This window comes from Allorhodopirellula heiligendammensis (genome assembly GCF_007860105.1).
Classification (GTDB): Bacteria; Planctomycetota; Planctomycetia; order Pirellulales; family Pirellulaceae; genus Rhodopirellula; species Rhodopirellula heiligendammensis.
Map to the genome: position 1 here is coordinate 22,809 of NZ_SJPU01000006.1, position 14,857 is coordinate 37,665.

The following is a 14,857-nucleotide window of genomic DNA, read 5'->3' on the forward strand; positions in this document are numbered from 1 at the left end:
TACACCCTTCGGTTTACTTGGTCAACGGCAAAGTAAACTGACCAGTGCACCCCGGAAAGATGTCGATTCCTCAAAAGAGTGGCCACACAAGTCAATGATTGAACGCATGACCGACCGCAAGAGACGATTGATCATCGAAGCTGCGATGAGCGAATTTCAGACGGCGGGGTTCGACAACACCAGCATGGACCAGATCGCTGAGACCGCTGGCGTGTCCAAACGGACGGTATACAACCACTTCTCCAGCAAAGACGAATTGTTTGACAACATTGTCGAACAGTTGGTGGAGCGTGTCGGTGTGATTTCGACATTTGAGTATGACTGCGAAGCGGATCTGTCGGCGCAGTTGGTCGATATCTCAACGCATGTCACCCGCTCTGTTAGCGACGACGACTTCCAAGCGTTGGCCAGGGTGGTGATGTCACGCATGTTAACATCACCCGAACTCGGCCGCCTATTGACCGAACAGACCAACCAATTGGACAAGCAACTCGCAATTTGGTTGGCCGCAGCGAATGAGGCTGGGCAGTTGCATGTCGACAACGCCGAGATTGCTGCCGAACATCTCGTCGGTCTGCTCTTGTCGTACGCCTTCTGGCCAAGGTTATTTGGTGTCAAGAAACGCACCCATCGCACCCCCGCAAAGAAATACATTCAGGAGCTCGTGACGATGTTCCTGCGTGCTTATGCGGTACCAGATTGATGGCGGGCCGCGATCGTGAGAGCGTCGCGTTTGGAACCGTTTCAGGTGGTACCAGCTGTTCGACAAATTTGCCAGGCGATGCCGCACGTGTTCCTCAAGCCCAATGTGTCGGTTGGACAGGCCGGCAAAGGATCAGTCAATAACGAAGGAAACCAGCTCATCGAAACGCATCTACACCATTGCCGCGAGATTATTGAGACCGACTGGGGGGCGATCATGCGCATCCAGAGCGAAGTCTATTATGAGTTCGCACCTGAGTCCGAGGTAGTGATGCGGTCCAAGTTAACGCAATCGCCTGCCACATGCTTCGTGGCCACGGGTAGCAACAACTTGGTTCATGCGTACTGTCTCGCCCATCCGTATCCCCCCGATCGCGTCGCGGTGCTGGGGAGGGTCAACTCAGAGCGATGGGCCCCTTCCGCAAATCTCTATGTTCATGATCTCGCCGTGCAACAGGGGTCCACAGGTCGCGGCGTCGCCCAAGCCCTGTTTCACCACCTGACTTCAGTCGCGTTGGCTCATGGGTATCGAACGATGTCTTTGGTCGCGGTGCAACAGGCCGCTGGATTTTGGGAGAGAATGGGCTTCCTCTCCTCAACGGCGGTCACGATCGACGAGTCCTACGCGTCAGGCGCCATCTTCATGACTCGCCAACTGTAGGTGCGCCTCGACCCCCATTCCCCGTCGAGTTCCCGTTTGCCTAGAAGAGAATCCTCTCGATTGTCATCTGGCTGGCCTTGATCGGCACATGGACAGCAGTTCTCGTAGATACCGTCCACCGAGACTTTTTTCGCGAGGACGTCGGTGATGGCGATTGGAAACATCGCGATTGAGACAAATCATGTGAGCAGATGCTACGCGTCACAACGGACGCTTGCCCCAATAGCGGACTGCGACGAACAAGCACAAAAGTCCAGCTCCGAGACATACCCACACAGGAACTCCGCAGGCCACCGGCAGAGTGCCGGTGATAATGCAGACAGCTCCTCCCAACAGGGCGTAAGGAATCTGCGTGCGGACGTGCAGAAGGTGGTCGCAGCCGCACGCACGGCTCGATAGGACGGTCGTGTCAGAAAGCGGTGAGCAGTGGTCACCGAAGATCGCGCCTGCCAGGACACTGCTGAAGGTGGCCAGGGCCAAAGGTGAATTGACAGCCATCTCGCCGACAGCGGGAGTCACGTTCGCTTGCATATCCAGCACCAGGCTGACGGCGATTGGTGTCACGATCGCCATCGTGCCCCAACTGGTCCCGGTAGCGAATGCAATTCCGCCGGCAAGCAAAAACACGCAGGTAGGTAGCAGACGCAAGTCAATCTGGTCACTCAGGACACTCGATAGGTAGCCGCCCGTATCGAGTGCCTCCCGACCGGTCATCGCCGAGAGTGCCCAGGCGAGCCATAGGACGGATATGGCTGGCATCATCTGCAATGCACCATCGAGCAGTCCCTGGCCGAGCCGAACGAACGACAGACGCGAGAGAACCAATGCAAGCACCGCGGCGACAACGAGTCCACTGCCGCCACCGATCACCAGAGCCAAATAGGAATCCCCTGAACCGATCACGTCGCCCGCCCACTGGAGTTGGCTCATGGCGGTGGAGTGGCTCAGCGTCAACTCGGCATCACGACTGCCGGTGATCATCAATGTGGCAAGTACAGCGATCAAACAAATGGCGATGGGACCGAGTGAGGCCGTCGCGTCCTGCCATGTTGAGAATCGTGACGTGGAGTCTTGGGTTTGGTGCTGCGTGTCATCGACAGCAACCGGCTCAGACACGTCGTTGGAACGCTTCCGGAGTTTCTCCAAGGCCTCCTGTTCAGCCACTCTCATGGGTCCAAAATCGCAGCCAGTCCGAGCGATGATGAACACCAAGGCCAATGCAAACCAAGGATAGAAGCGATAGGGAATGCTTTGGATGAAGAAATCAAATACCCGAATGGATGATGAATCAGCGTACGAGGATGCGTCGATCCCTGCTTGGAGATAACTCAGCTCTGTGGCCACCCAGGTGCTGACTAACGCCAGCCCCGCGACGGGGGCTGCGGTCGAGTCAACCAAATATGCGAGTTTTGCGCGGGAGAGACCGAATCGATCGGACGTCGACTGCATCGTGCCACCCACCAACAGGGTGTTCGCATAGTCATCAAAAAATACAGCCAGACCTGTCGCTGCGATCAGCGTCTGCACCCCCTTGCGATCCTTGACTCGCCGTGCCAGCTGAGCGATCGCGCGCCGCATCGATCCCGCCACTTCAATCACCCCCACCATCATGCCCAACAGCAAGGTGAACGCCAGCACCATGAGGTGGTCAGGATCGGTAATCGATCCCATGATGCGGTCGCTGAAAATCTGAAGCGTGTCCATCCCCCAGCTGCCATCTGGGGTCGCCCGAGCCAGCAGCCCGGCGCCTACCAGCACGCCTGCCGCCAGCGGCAGCAAGACCCGCCGCGTCAGCAGTGCCAACGCGATCGCGATCAAAGGCGGCAGTAAGCTGGCAAATCCGTAGTGCAACTGGACGTCCTAGAGAGTGCAATGGAGCTGGGTTAGCGGAGCGTCTCCAGTTCCATTCCCATCTTCACGTCAGTGGTCATCTGCTGTTTCTGACCCGCCATCTCCACGTCCATCGTGGACTTGCTGGCAATCGTTAGCGAGGACTGGACTGGAATCAAGGATCGCGTTTCGATCTGCGAGGTGCCTTGTCCATCGGTATCCAGCGATGCCAATTTCAAAATCGTTCCCGGGGGCAACGCGGGGTTCTTAATTTCCTGGGGTTCCGCACTTTGAGCGACATCGATTTTCATGGTAAAGCCGCCCGTGCCCAGCTTCACGATTTCATGCGTGGATGTTTGCACCATGTGCATTCCGTTGGCGACTAGCTTTTGCGTGACCTTCCACTTGGCACCCAGTCCAATCGGTTCACTCGGTACCGGTGAACTAATCCGATTCATCGACTCTTTCATGCCATCGAGCATCTGCTTCATCTGCGGTGCCATGCCTTCAGGGATATTAAAATCAGCTGATTTGGTTATCCCGCGATCGGTTACGTTCGCCGAGCCAGTGGCACCTACCAGTGACTTGATCATCTCTTTGAGCATCGGGGCCATGGGGGATGGATTGTTCGGATCGTCAATCACCTCGGCGCCGGTATAGATGAAGCTAAACGTAATATCACCGTCCTCACTGATGTTCTCGACGGTGGTATCGAACGTTACTTTTTGCGCTGGGATATCTTGAGCAGGCATCGCGTTGCCCGCGATGGACATCTTCATGTCGATCGAGATCGTCATGACAGCGGATTGTGTCTCGCCAACACGCGGTGCATAGCGGATGGGTTGGAGGGGAGCTTTGCCGGCATCGATCAGTTCAACCTTCACAGGTTCAGCTGAGTCGGCGGCTTGTGTTGCCGTCGCATTCGTCATCGAAGCGAGTAGTAGTAGTGGTAGTATCCAAAAGTTCGTGCGGCGTGTCATCATCAACAATCCCAAAAGTTTAACGGGAGGTGGGGGAGCCCAAAGGCGGAGTGGATGGCAATAGTCTACCACGACGGCATTGGAAGGGGCGATTGGACTGGAGCGATTGGACTGGGGCGATTGGTATCCGACTGACATCACAGCAGGTCAGACGAACATAGCCGGGCGGCTACGTCGTCGACCGACTATGCGGAAGCTCGCGAAAACGGAATACCGGACGATCCGGAGGACTCATTTGACGACGAGATTCACCATCCGGCCGGGCACCGCAATTTTCTTTACGACCTGTTTGCCATCGATTGCCAGGGTAACCAGTTCGCTCGCCATGGCGGCGGCGATCATTTGATCTTGGGTTGCGTCTGGTGAAACGTTGATCTTTGTTTTCAACTTCCCATTGAGTTGTACTGGGATTTCGATACTGGACTCCACCAACGCCGCCTCGTCCCATTGCGGCCATGGCTGCAGTGCGATGGACTCGTCATGGCCCAGCAGACGCCATAATTCTTCGCACAGGTGAGGCGCATAGGGATTGAGCAGGACCAGGAACGTTTCGATCGCCTCGCGGGGTCGGGTTTCGCTGCGTGTGAAGTGATTGGAGAATTCCATCATTTTCGCGATCGCAGTGTTGAAACTCATCGACTCGGTATCTTCGGTGACCTTGCGGATGGTCTGGTGCAGTACGCGTCGCTGATCTTCGTCACAAGGCGTGTCGACGACTGCATCGCTGACGCATAACTCGTCGGCTTTTTCATCGACGACCAAACGCCAAACCCGGTCGAGAAATCCGCGTACACCGCCAACGCCGTTCATGACCCAAGGTTTGGTCGCCTCCAGCGGTCCCATGAACATCTCGTAGAGTCGCAACGAATCGGCACCGAAATCGCGGACAACACCATCAGGGTTGACTACGTTGCCGCGAGTCTTGCTCATCTTGAAGGCGCGACTGTCGACTTTAATCGCTGGATCCGAGACTAAGACAAATCCTTCGCCCTTCTTCTGCACATCGCCTTCGGCAATTTTGACAGATTCCACGGCGCGCCCGTCCTTGTTTACCCGGTTGCCCTCGGCATCACGGCGAACGTGCTGCGTCGAAACTGGATTGCCATCCCCGTCGACATAGCCAGTGAACTCCACTTCGCCGAGGATCATGCCTTGATTGACGAGCCGTCCAAATGGTTCGGGGCAAGTGACGTATCCGCGATCATAGAGCACTTTGTGCCAGAATCGTGAGTAGAGCAGGTGCAATACGGCATGCTCGGCGCCGCCGACGTACAAATCAACTGGCATCCAGGCGCGTTCGAGTTCAGGATCAATCAGACGCTCACGATTGTGGGGATCGATGTAACGCAGATAGTACCAACACGATCCCGCCCACTGCGGCATCGTATTGGTCTCGCGGCGATATCGCTTGCCATCAAGCTCGACGATCAACCAATCGTCATCGGCCTTGGCCAACGGCGGTTCTGGCCGGCCGTGCGGTTTGAAATCTTCGAGTTCTGGAAGCGTGACGGGCAGTTGGTGTTCGGGAACGCCGCGTTTGATGCCGGTCGGATTACCTTCGTTGTCCAGCTCGTGCAAAATGGGAAATGGCTCACCCCAAAATCGCTGGCGACTGAACAGCCAATCCCGAAGTTTGTAATTGACGGCTTGACGTGCGAGACCCTGCTCAACCAGCGAAGATGTCAGATGTGATTTCACCTCGTCGGTGGTTTTGCCATCGTATTGCCCGCTATTGATTGCGACGCCCTCGGCCACGAAACATGCTCGGCCTGCGAGGATTTCCTCGCGTTGAGCATGTTCAGCTGGTGGATCGACCACTGCGATCACTGGCAGATCAAAGGCAACGGCGAATTCAAAATCGCGAATGTCATGCGCCGGCACCGCCATGATCGCGCCGGTTCCATATCCGGCCAAAACATAGTCGGCGACCCAGACGGGGATCGACCGCCCATCGGCCGGGTTGATCGCGTGGGTGCCGGTGAAGACCCCTGTCTTCTTGCGATCGCCCTCGGTGCGTTCGCGATCACTCTTAAACGAAGCCTGCTCGCGGTAGGCATCCACTTCGGCTTTGCGTTCGGGGCTCACCAGAAGATCGATTAAAGGATGTTCCGGCGAAACCACCATGTACGTGGCTCCAAATAGCGTATCGGGTCGCGTCGTGTACACACGCAGCGCATCACGACCGGGTTGGGTCGGGAATCCGTTGGCAGCCCGCTCGCGTTTCCAGGCCACATACGGTCCGCGCGCAGCGTCGTTTGCAGTTGCGTCAGACGCAGCATCGGTCGGGTGGGCGCCCGGCTGCAGGTAAAAGTCCACCTCCGCACCGGTACTGCGCCCGATCCAGTCTGATTGGAGCTTCTTGATGCCCGCAGGCCACTGCAAATCCTCGAGTCCATCAATCAGGCGCTCAGCGTAATCGGTGATTCGCAACATCCACTGCCTCAGCGGAATGCGTTTGACAGGATGACCTCCCACTTCGCTCTTGCCATCGACGACTTCTTCGTTGGCCAATACCGTGCCCAGTTTGGCGCACCAATTCACCAATGCGTCGTCCTGGTAAGCCAATCGTCGCGAGTCGCGGTACAGTTCGATCGCGCGCTCTCCTTGAGACTCGACCTCCGCCGGAATGGGTAACTCCGAAATCGGGCGGCCTTTCTGCCCTGTGGTATCGAACCACGTGTCGTAGAGCAACAGAAAAATCCACTGGGTCCAGCGAAAGTAGCCCTCGTCGGTCGTGGCCAAAACGCGGTTCCAGTCATAGCTGAATCCCAACATTTTCAGTTGACGAGTGAAGTTATCTATATTCCGCTGGGTTTGTACTCGCGGATGCTCCCCCGTTCGAATGGCATGCTCCTCGGCGGGCAGACCGAACGCATCAAAGCCCATCGGATGCAGTACGAATTCACCGCGGGCGCGGGCAAATCGCGAGACGATGTCCGTCGCGGTGTATCCTTCCGGGTGACCGACGTGCAACCCATCGCCACTCGGGTATGGAAACATATCGAGGACGTAACGCTTGACGACGTCGCCGGATGCGTCGGAGAGGTCGGGCGTGGCAAAAGTTTGATTGGTTTCCCAATACGCTTGCCAGCGGGGTTCGATCTCGTTGGGGTTGTAGCGGACCATAACTTGTCTAAAGAGAAGTGTCGGAAAAAGGTTCGGTGAAAGATCGTTGCGGGTCGAATTAGAATCGCCTCACCGAGAAACGACAACGTGAAAGAGCCGCAGGCGCAATAAAAAAGCGGCCGACATCCGAAAATGTCGCCCGCTTTTCTTAGATCGCTCTAGCTTGGGGTCAATCCAGTACGGATTAGTAGCAGCAAGGAGCGGGAGTTGCGCAAGGGTCGCAGCAGCTGCGAGATGCTTTGTGAGCAGCGCACTTGGCCTTCAGGCGTGCGAACAGACCGCAGCGAGGTGCAGGCTCGCAGCAAACTGGTGCTGGCTCAGGACAGCAAACAGGTGCTGGCTCGGGGCAGCATACTGGTGCTGGTGCTGGCTCGGGGCAGCAAACAGGTGCTGGCTCAGGGCAGCAAACTGGTTCCGGAGCTGGGCAGCAGGTTGGTGCTGGAGCTGGGCAGCAAGTAGGTTGGGCACAAGCCGAACGCTTCTTGTGGAAAAAGCCGGCTTCGGCTTGAGGAGCAACAACGCTGCCAACAACGGCGAGCAAAGCAACTGCCAGGATCGTACGAATCATCGAATTCTCACCAAAATGGGGGGATGGGGTAATGCTCGTCGCTCGACGAGGCAATTTGGGGAGAGTTTAAGACTTGAAAGCATTGCGTCAACTAGGCGAAATATTCCGATGTTAACAAGTTAGCCATAATTGCCCATTCTATGGAGGGGATTCCTACATCGCCAAATTTTGTGAATTTTCTATCGCCGCACAGTGATATCCGCCGGAGCCGAAGGACTTTGGGGGCTCACGACGGACGGCGCCCTCGAGCGGCAGCCTGCTCACGACAGGCGGTGTCATCGTTCGACGATGGTCAGTGCGAATGCAAGTTGGGGTCGCGGTCGTGATGTGCTTGATCGACATGCACGTGGAGTTGGGGATGATGCTGGAAAAGCCAATCCCAACCCGCCTCGGTGACTTCGCAATCGTCCAAATACAGAGAGTCCAAATGCGGCAGACTCGCGAGCGTCTGCAGTCCCTCGTCAGTGACGGGCACGCCGATCAGGTGCAGCCCCCGCAGTGATTTCAGCTCGGCAATCGCTGTGCAGGCCTCATTGCCAAGTCGGGGTGAGCCCAGTCGAAGTTGCGTTAAGGCAGTTACTTTTTTTAGAGATTCAATCCCCTTGGAGCTCACTTGACACTGCGGCAGATTGAGCAGCCATAGTTTTTCGCAGCCCACCAACGCGGCGACACCTGCATCGGTGATCGGTGAGTGCCGCAGACGCAGTTGTTCCAACCCTGGCAGTTTGGCTAATGCGGTGAGCCCTTCGTCGGTCACCACACCTTGGTCGGCAACTACCGTGTCGAGACCGGTCAGCAGCTGCACCGGCAAATCCTGCAACATGCCATCAGAGATTGGGACGTCGGCGAATAGCAAACGTGTTGAATCACCCGCGACGACGTTGGCAACTTGCGCTGCGAAGTCGGGGTGCCCCTGTCCGCTATCGATACTTTCTTCACCAGTGGCCCCCGTGACGTCGACTGCGGACTCACTCTGACGCCGCAGGAAACTTCCCATGACAAAGACACAGGCCACGATCACGATTAAACCCACGATCAATCCTTTGGGGCTCCAGCGACGGCGTCGGGAGCCAGTTGGACGAGAGTCTGCATCGATTTTGGAGGTGACGGTATGCGTGTCGGGTGGTGATGTCACTGGTTTGAATGGCGACGGGTTCATGAGCGGCGGGATGCCCACACGGTGAGGGCTGTAGACACACAATAACTACAATTCAATGAATTCGTAACGCGGCGCCCATTCGTCGCGCGGGATTTCAGTCTGCAACTGCTAGTTTGCAAGCGGCGAAAAACGGAGGTCAGGTTGGTGGACGGTGCACCGGGGCGCCCAACATCGAACACCCCGGTGCAGCTAAGGATTTCGTTGGGAAACTGAACTGCCGAGAAGATTGACCCAGTAATCTTCGCGACAGGATACGCATTTCCGTCAGCAGAGCTGATCGAGAAGCAATTCCCGCAAATCAACGACTCAACAACGAAAACCAAATGTGTGTGGTTCGGAATTCAAAGTGAGGTATCAATTGCGAGGATGGGCTGTCAACGCGACTTTGAAAGTTTCTGCTCAAATCTTTTGACCTGCTCGTGCAAATGCCACTGACCGGGATCATCGATCACGCAGCTTCGTTCAATCTGGGCAGCCTCATCGAAATTGCCTCGGCGGGCTAATATCTCGGCAAGCGTGTCACGATAGATCGCACTATCGGGCTCGAAACGGACGGCATGTCGGGATAACCGCAGGGCATCGTCCAGCTCGATGTTATTGACGGCGGCGCCCCAGGCGACGTTATTCGCGATGACAGCATCGACTGGAAAGGTTTTTAGATGGATATCAGCAGCCTGGATCATGCGTTTCAATTCGGCAGCAGCGAGATCCTCCAAACCCAGTTCACTCAGTCTCGGCAAAATTGACTCTGCGGTCGTAATATCCATCGCATCGAGTTGTCGCAGTCGATCGAGCAGTTGCCGCACCGTTTGGGCAGCTGCCGCTGGCGGTTTCGCAGCCGTTTGCGAGAGGGCCAGTTCCAGTTTTTCACGCGCGAACAAGCGAGGGAAAACGAGATAGAGCTGCGGCCGCAGACTGATGCGATCGAGCGTCTGAACGAAGGCGATATCGACCCATGTGATCGCTTGGTGGCGCAGCTCCAGGTCGCGGGCGCTGAGGTCGCCGATCGATGGGGCGTCTACCGCCGATTCCGTCGTCTCAAGTCTGGAAGCAGTCGCTCTCAGGACGAACCCCTGATATTTTCTCGCTATATCGAACATTGACTGCGTCTCGTCAAATGTCAGAGCCGTCATCACCAATGTTGAGCGGTAAACCTGATCTGCGATCTGCCACTGGCCAAGATCGGCGAGCACGTCCGCGATCTGTTGCCGCATATCGGTCGATGGGGTGCATGCCATGGCCCGTAACTGCCGTAGAAGTTCCTCGGCGGTTCGCTGATCGCCCACATCGCGAGCGGCCCGCCACTGTTCGCCGACGGCCGTCACGGCAGTAATCACGTCATCGCGAAAGCGTGGATTCCCCTCGCTCGTCGACATGGCCACCGCATTCCAAATGACTTCGTAGAGGTCACCACTGATCGCGCTGGGGCCACTGAGTCGGTACTCTTTTGCCAGCGTCAGGGCGCCTTTAAGGTCGCCACTACTGGATAGCCGTTGTAGAAACGGTTCGGCTAGATCAGGCCGACCGTGGGCTGCAAACAACTCGCTCCAAACGTCCACGCTCGGCCGAAAATAGACATGCAGATCGGGTTCGTCGGCGACGCGGTGACGGAGGGTACCATCGCGGAGGCTGCGGGCCAGTTCGGAAACCAAATCAGCGTGTCGGCGCCGATCAACATCGTCGGCACGGGCGATTTCGCAGGCGATCTGAAATGCCTCGATCGTCGTCGCTTGAGGACGTTGCATTTGCACAAACCGTTGCAAAATGGCCAACACCTGATAATTATCGTTGACGGTGATTTGGCTTATCGCATTGCGACTAATAATCGTTGATTCTGTTTCCCAGTCGCGCATCCCCAATCGGATCATCCAATCCGAATGTGTGGTCCATAGCAGTGACAACAAGACATAGTCGCGAATTAGGTATGTCGACGAGCTTTGCGGCCGTTTGACGCGCAAGTCCGGCAGTGATAAACGGTCGGCGATACGCCACGCCGCGTCATCTCGATTAACGCCATCGAGTAACCGAATCAATGTGAATAGTTTTTCAATCTCCGGGGCAACTCCTGTCTCCGCTGAGGCACCGGCCTCAGCCACACGCAGGGCGTCACCTGAGTTGGATGCGTCAAATAACTCTCGTTGGGCGGCGATCGCCTCATCAATCCAAGTCTCCAGTTGTGTATCGATTTGGTCAACGGGAAAGCCTAGTCGATCAAACGCGTCCGCGTTGCGTGAAGCGTTAGCAGCGATCATCGCGGCCGCGGCGGGATCATCCCTTCCGATGACGCTGAGCCCAGCATCGATTTCACCGTGGATCAACAGCGTACGCCATGCCAGCGCGCGGGCATCGGCAACCGCAGACGCGCCATTTTCGTCATCACCGAGAGCTTTTAGATTCGCGGTCAAACCGGCCACCGCTTGCGCCCGAATATCCATCTCAAGACCGCGGTCGGCAGCGATCAAGGCGGCAGCCCAGTGACCAATTGCGTCTTCGTGGTAGCGGGCAAGTTTGTCGGCGAGGTCATACGTTGGTGCCGCATCCGAGTCGGCGTCGCCTGCCGCGTCGATGAGTTGCGAAGCGGCATATTCACATTCACGAGCAGACTGGGATGCGGCGGATGCCATCGGCAGCCACTGGGACGTCAGCATTTGCACGGAGCGGACGAGCGTTTGCTGGCGTGGGGCGAATTCGGCGAACACGGCATCATTCTGTTCCATGTTACGGCTTTGGTCTGCCGCCCGCGCCGCCTCCATGGCTGCGTTTACCTCACCGGCTAGGAGGTTCAGCAAAACCTGGGTGCGCTGAGTCAAAATGCTATCCCAATTCTTAGCGGACTCCGGCAATCGCATCTCGGCGACTGGTTCGTCGGACGTCGCGAACAATTTCGCCCAATCGTGGCGACTCACGGCCATTGCCGAGGTGCTACTCGCAGCATCAAGGAAATCTAAGAAGGACTTGGGCGTCTTGGATCGCACCGCGGCCCGCGCGTAGATCGGAAACCGTTGATCGAGCGTGATGCTCACACGCGCTGAAATCGATTCAAAGTCGAGCGTGCCATAGGATTCGTGCATGGCAATTGTCGCAGCGGCAAATTGCCCAGCTTCGAGTAAGTGTTCGATCGCCTCAATGGGCGCGAGGGCGGCAAGTTGGTGAGCGAGTTCAGGAGGTGTGTCCGACAAAATACCTCTTTGCCAGCGGCCAAGTATCCACCGCGCCCGCTCCGCCGTCTCCGGGTCGTCATCGCGGGCTGCCACGATGATCGCCTCTCGATATTTGTCTCGATCACGCCATAGCTCCAGGGTTGAGCGACGTCGCAGCGAGAACTCTTCGCTCCCGAGGGGACGCGAAGCCTCGTTCGCCACCACTCCAGCCACAGAAACCTGTTCGGGGGTACCCGTGGACTCGACTTCGTCGGATGCAAAGGCACACGCTGCGATCGTCGCCAACGATAGAGAGCGGAGAAAAGTTTTAGCGGAACGCTTCATATTCAACAGCAGGCTGGGGGGCAAAGAATGGCAGAGGCCAAAATCTCGCGATGTACGTAGAACGTTGATTCTATCATATGAACCCTTCGTTCTGCCCGTCCCGCCGTTGGTGGCCGCGTTTGTTACTTGCCCCGCGACTCGACACTGCCTATTAATAGCTCGACGCCAAAGAGGAGTTGCCGACCTGAATACGGGGTCGATGGTGTGTTTCACATCTGAACATCGTGAAACATCGCCGTACCGATTTCTCTTTCACGCGCAGCGGAAGCGCAAACCGCCTGGAAAATCGAGATCGATGCGATGCTCGCACTTGTCTCCATTTCCTCCCAATCGACTCGACCGCACCTACTCAGGTGGGCTTGTTCGGGTTGGAGGGGATGAAGCAAATATTTCCGGGGAGGTTTTTTGACCGGGCACCAATTGTGACCTACGTTTGCTCAGCCGCGTCTTCTCGAGTGTCGATCACGCGGCCTTCCCCCTCCCCGCCTGGGCACTCCAATGGAATTTTCGCATGGAAATCTTGCCAACCGCATTGAGTCGCCACCCCCGTTGGTGTTGTCGCCCGGGTATTGTGCTGGGATCGTGGGTTCTGCTCAATGTCGTCACCTTGACGTCGCCCTTAACGACATTTGCAGAGGAGCATGGGTCGGTTCCCGCCGTGACTGTTCCGAGCGGCGAAACTGCAGAGACGATTCCTGCTGGTAGTTCCTCCCTCAACGATTCGTCAGCTCGGGACCGCTCACTCGAAGCCGGTTTAGAATTAGAACAGGCCGAGCAATGGGGCGACGCGATCGACCACTACGATGCCGCGACACGAGCATTTCCCGATGATCGGATCCTGTATCAGCGATTACTGATTAGCCGCCTGCATTTCGATGTCATTCGACGTTATGACGATCGCACGTACCTGCAAAGCGTGCGTGAAATGTCGACGTCGCAGACGTTGGATCTTTACAGTGAAATCCTTGCAAACCTACAGACGCACTATGTTGACACGATCGAGTGGTCCCGCGTGCTCTTGCACGGGACGGCTGCCCTGGAGGTGGCGTTGACTGAGCCTGCATTCGTCGATCGAGTCGTCGATCCAGATCGCCGTGACCGCATCGAAGCGTTTCGACAAGCGATTCATCACCGCATCGCTGACCGATCCACACAGAGCCGTTTCGATTTGCGAGCAACCGTGAATTTGGTCGCGACCATGGCTCATGAGGAACTCGGCATCTCCGGGACTGCGACCGCGCTGGAGTACGTCAGTGGAGCAGTTTCGACGCTTGACACGTTCACTCGTTTACTTTCGCCAGGTCAGCTCGATGAGATGTTTTCTACCATCGAGGGTAACTTCGTCGGTTTGGGTGTCGAACTGAAGGCGGGGGAGGACTCTCTTTTGATTCTCTCGGTCATCCCAGGTGGCCCCGCTGCTGAAGCTGGAATTATCCCCGGCGACCGTATCTTGGCGGTCGGCGGAAACCGCACTGACGAACAGGAACCAAACTATGTCGCTGATTTGTTGCGAGGTCCTGAAGGCACCGCAGCGGCGTTAACGATTCTCTCCGCTGATCAAACCGAACGCCAACTCTCTGTCACCCGGCGACGGGTGGATGTTCCCTGTGTGGAGAATGTTCACATTGTCGATTCAGCCCGCCACATCGGCTATTTCCGGTTGACTAATTTTCAAAAATCCACCCCTCGCGAAGTCGAGCAAGCGTTGTGGACGCTGCACCGCTCCGGCATGCGATCGCTGATCATGGACCTCCGTGACAACCCCGGCGGTCTGTTGTCGGCGGCCGTGGAAGTGGCCGATCGCTTTCTCAGTGACGGACGCATCGTGACGACGCGGGGCCGCAATGCTCGTGAGAATTTCGACTATGCCGCCCACCGGCCGAATACTTGGGACGTACCCATGGCAGTGCTGATTGATCGCAACAGTGCGAGTGCCAGTGAGATTTTCTCAGGTGCGATTCACGACAGTGAGCGGGGCGCCGTGATCGGTGAAACCAGCTACGGCAAGGGAAGCGTGCAAGGGATCTTTCGAATGCAATCAGGGAAATTTGGTCTCTGCTTAACGACGGCAAAGTTCTACTCGCCCAGCGGCAAAGCGATCAGTCGCAATGGGGTGGAGCCCAACGTCGTCGTACCGCCGACCTACATCGCGGCCCGCCCTGACAAAGATGGCCGTGTTACGACCGAACTCGATGATGCCGTGCTGCAAAAGGCCATCGAGTACCTCGGTGGGGGCGGCCGCTGATCCGTTTAACTCGTCGCAATCGATAAAACCTGCCAAATTCACTCAACCCTCCCAACCCGAACGCCCGATACCACCATCGGGCGTTCGTTTTGCGCGAACGG

General features: G+C 56.8%; 9 protein-coding genes. 4 read left to right on the plus strand and 5 right to left on the minus strand.

Annotation, left to right across the window (positions count from 1 at the left end; all coding sequences use genetic code 11):
• Positions 1–106: 106 nt before the first annotated feature.
• On the plus strand, positions 107–703 hold the full coding sequence (locus tag Poly21_RS25110) for a TetR/AcrR family transcriptional regulator (RefSeq protein ID WP_302120568.1): 597 nt from the start codon (positions 107–109) through the stop codon (positions 701–703).
• Between the two features lie 78 nt (positions 704–781).
• Positions 782–1,363: a GNAT family N-acetyltransferase gene (locus Poly21_RS25115; RefSeq protein WP_146409828.1), complete on the plus strand. Its 582-nt coding sequence runs from the start codon at positions 782–784 to the stop codon at positions 1,361–1,363.
• A gap of 201 nt (positions 1,364–1,564) precedes the next feature.
• Here Poly21_RS25115 and Poly21_RS25120 read toward each other — a convergent pair whose 3' ends face one another.
• The 3 genes from Poly21_RS25120 to leuS all read right to left on the minus strand — a co-directional run bounded on the left by Poly21_RS25120 (position 1,565) and on the right by leuS (position 7,299).
• The gene (locus tag Poly21_RS25120; RefSeq protein ID WP_146409829.1) at positions 1,565–3,214 is read right to left on the minus strand and encodes a Na+/H+ antiporter NhaC family protein; all 1,650 of its coding nucleotides are present in this window, start codon (positions 3,212–3,214) and stop codon (positions 1,565–1,567) included.
• 32 nt (positions 3,215–3,246) lie between these two features.
• Entirely contained in the window at positions 3,247–4,176 is a 930-nt protein-coding gene (locus tag Poly21_RS25125) for a hypothetical protein (RefSeq protein ID WP_146409830.1), read from the minus strand.
• Between the two features lie 228 nt (positions 4,177–4,404).
• The gene (gene leuS / locus Poly21_RS25130; RefSeq protein ID WP_146409831.1) at positions 4,405–7,299 is read right to left on the minus strand and encodes a leucine--tRNA ligase; all 2,895 of its coding nucleotides are present in this window, start codon (positions 7,297–7,299) and stop codon (positions 4,405–4,407) included.
• Between the two features lie 234 nt (positions 7,300–7,533).
• Between leuS and Poly21_RS27990 the strand changes: the two genes are divergently transcribed.
• On the plus strand, positions 7,534–7,758 hold the full coding sequence (locus Poly21_RS27990; RefSeq protein ID WP_302120569.1) for a hypothetical protein: 225 nt from the start codon (positions 7,534–7,536) through the stop codon (positions 7,756–7,758).
• A 401-nt stretch (positions 7,759–8,159) separates the two neighbouring features.
• Here the strand turns inward: Poly21_RS27990 and Poly21_RS25140 are convergent, their stop codons facing one another.
• The gene (locus Poly21_RS25140; RefSeq protein ID WP_302120570.1) at positions 8,160–9,002 is read right to left on the minus strand and encodes a leucine-rich repeat domain-containing protein; all 843 of its coding nucleotides are present in this window, start codon (positions 9,000–9,002) and stop codon (positions 8,160–8,162) included.
• Between the two features lie 398 nt (positions 9,003–9,400).
• The gene (locus tag Poly21_RS25145; protein ID WP_146409834.1) at positions 9,401–12,511 is read right to left on the minus strand and encodes a tetratricopeptide repeat protein; all 3,111 of its coding nucleotides are present in this window, start codon (positions 12,509–12,511) and stop codon (positions 9,401–9,403) included.
• A gap of 511 nt (positions 12,512–13,022) precedes the next feature.
• Between Poly21_RS25145 and Poly21_RS25150 the strand changes: the two genes are divergently transcribed.
• Positions 13,023–14,756 (plus strand): S41 family peptidase, encoded by a 1,734-nt coding sequence (locus Poly21_RS25150; protein WP_146409835.1) that lies wholly within the window; start codon positions 13,023–13,025, stop codon positions 14,754–14,756.
• The last annotated feature ends 101 nt before the right edge of the window (positions 14,757–14,857 follow it).